A 2,613-nucleotide genomic window follows, 5' to 3' on the forward strand; every position below is an offset into this window, starting at 1 on the left:
TGTACAAGTAGTCGGTAACTATGCTTATGTAGCTGATGATACGTCAGGACTGCAAATAATCGACATCAGCAACCCGACAACCCCCACTCTCAAGGGTAATTATGATACTTCTGGCAATGCTAGGGATGTACAAATAGTCGGTAACTACGCTTATGTAGCTGATGATACGTCAGGACTGCAAATCATCGACATCAGCAACCCGACCACCCCCACTCTCAAGGGTAATTATGATACTTCTGGCAATGCTAGGGATGTACAAATAGTGGGGAACTATGCTTATGTAGCTGATGGCAGTTCAGGACTGCAAATCATCGACATCAGCAACCCGACCACCCCCACTCTCAAGGGCAATTATAACACTTCTGGCACTGCTTGGGATGTACAAATAGTGGGGAACTATGCTTATGTGGCTGATGGCAGTTCAGGACTGCAAATCATCGACATCAGCAACCCGACCACCCCCACTCTCAAGGGCAGTTATAATACTTCTGGCAGTGCTTATGATGTACAAATAGTGGGGAACTATGCTTATGTAGCTGATGGTAGTTCAGGACTGCAAATCATCGACATCAGCAACCCGACAACCCCCACTCTCAAGGGTAATTATAATACTTCTGGCAGTGCTTGGGATGTACAAATAGTGGGGAACTATGCTTATGTAGCTGATGGCAGTTCAGGACTGCAAATCATCGACATCAGCAACCCGACAACCCCCACTCTCAAGGGTAATTATGATACTTCTGGCAGTGCTTATGATGTACAAATAGTCGGTAACTATGCTTATGTAGCTGATGGCAGTTCAGGACTGCAAATCATCGATGTGAGTGAGTTTACCAGTCCACAAACTGTTACTCTTTCTATTTCTCCCAGCAGTGTTGATGAAGACGGGACAGCTAATATGTCCTACTCCTTCACCCGTACCGGTGTAACCACTAATCCTTTAACCGTCAACTATACAGTCGGGGGGACAGCGACATTTAGCACAGATTACAGCCAAACTGGTGCAGCCAGTTATACAACAACCACAGGGACAGTGACTTTCGCCGCTAATTCTACCACTGCTACCGTAACAATTGATCCGACTGCTGATACTACAGTTGAAGACGACGAAACCGTCAGCTTAACTCTTGCTTCTGGGACTGGTTATACAGTAGGTACGACCACCGCAGTTACTGGAACAATTACCAATGATGATGCTAGTGTCACTCTTGCGGTTTCTCCCAGTAGTGTTACCGAACACGGGACAACCAACTTGATTTACACCTTCACTCGTAGCGGTTCCACAACGAATGCTTTGACAGCCAATTATACAGTCGGGGGGACAGCTACTTTTAGTACAGATTACACCCAAACCGGTGCAGCAACTTTCACCAGTGCAACAGGGACAGTGACTTTCGCTGCTGGTTCATCGACTGCGACTGTAACCGTTGACCCCACTCCTGATACAACAGTTGAAAGTGACGAAACCGTTGCTTTAACTCTTGCTTCGGGTACGGGTTATGCAGTAGGTACGACTACCGCAGTTACGGGAACAATTACTACCCTAGCATTAGTAGGAGAATGGGATAATTTAAACAGTGTCGATGCTGTAGCAGTAGTCGGTAACTATGCTTATGTATTGGGGGATAAACTGGGGATTATTGATATTAGTAACCCCAGTAACCCGACTTTTAAGGAAAGTTATAATTTTGGTGGTGAAGATATACAAATAGTCGGCAACTATGCTTATGTAGCTGCTGGTGGTTCAGGACTGCAAATCATCGACATCAGCAACCCAGCCGCTCCCACCCTTGTGGGTAATTATTATCGCGGCTGGGCTTATGATGTACAAGTAGTCGGTAACTATGCATATCTAGCTAATAATAGGAGTTCGCTGGGAATCATCGACATCAGCGACCCGACAAATCCCACCCTTAAAGGCGAATCTTTTTATGGGTCTTGGTGGACAGGGGTAGGGTTCGGTTATCCCGGCAGTGATATACAAGTAGTCGGCAACTATGCTTATATTGTCAGTAGCGGAGAGGTATTCATTACTTTTCCTTTTCCAGACTATGAGGGTGGGAGTGCTAGTTCGTTTCCTGGACGACTGGACATCATCGACATCAGCAACCCGACAAACCCCAATTACAAGGGTGGTGTTGATCTCGATGATTTTGATACTTTTGATGTAGTGGCTAATGGTGTACAAGTAGTCGGCAACTATGCTTATGTTGTAGGAAATTCGGAACTGGACATTATTAATATTAGTAACCCCAGTAACCCGACTCTTGGGGCAAATTATGGTTTTCCGGGTAACGATATACAAATAGTCGGTAACTATGCTTATATCGCAGCTTATATCGCAGGAGGACTGCAAATCATCGACATCAGCAACCCGACAAATCCTATTCTCAAGGGTACTTCTTCTTATGGTGGCGCAGATGATGTAGAAATAGTCGGTAACTATGCATATCTTGCTGATTATTGGTCAGGACTGCAAATCATCAACATCAGCAACCCGACAAATCCCACTCTCAAGGGTAATTATGATACTTCTGGCGATGCTTTAGGTGTACAAGTAGTCGGTAACTATGCATATCTAGCTAATAGTAGTTCAGGACTGCAAATCATCGA

Annotated in this window: 1 protein-coding gene; it reads left to right on the forward strand. The window is 45.2% G+C overall.

Annotated features, from left to right (window positions below; genetic code table 11):
- Positions 1-2,613 (forward strand): Calx-beta domain-containing protein (locus tag IQ242_RS22105; protein ID WP_305070289.1); only part of this gene is annotated, 2,613 nt, incomplete at both ends.

Origin of the sequence: Microcystis sp. LEGE 08355 (assembly GCF_015207185.1) — a bacterium.
Lineage (GTDB): Bacteria > Cyanobacteriota > Cyanobacteriia > Cyanobacteriales > Microcystaceae > Microcystis > Microcystis panniformis.